The 296-nt window shown below is 69.9% G+C and carries 1 protein-coding gene; it reads left to right on the forward strand.

The annotated features are described in order from the left end of the window. The coding region (gene tssI / locus LU493_RS19880) for a type VI secretion system tip protein TssI/VgrG (RefSeq protein WP_275289519.1) at window positions 1-296 on the forward strand (296 nt) is incomplete at both ends.

The raw sequence follows: 296 nt of genomic DNA on the forward strand, positions 1-296 counted from the left end.
CCCGAGGGCGAAGAGATCTATTGCGACGCGCACGGCCGGGTCAAGGTGCAGTTCCCCTGGGACCGCTACGCCGAGCCCAACGAGACCGCCAGCGCCTGGCTGCGCGTCAGCCAGGGCTGGGCCGGGGGTGGCTACGGCTTCCAGGCCATCCCCCGGATCGGCCACGAGGTGATCGTCTCCTTCCTGGAGGGTGACCCGGATCAACCGATCGTCACCGGACGCACCCACCACGCGGTGAACACCCCGCCGTACTCGCTGCCCGAGCACAAGACGCGCACCGTGCTGCGCACCCAGAC

The organism is Halomonas elongata, from assembly GCF_029081005.1.
GTDB classification, from domain to species: domain Bacteria; phylum Pseudomonadota; class Gammaproteobacteria; order Pseudomonadales; family Halomonadaceae; genus Halomonas; species Halomonas elongata_B.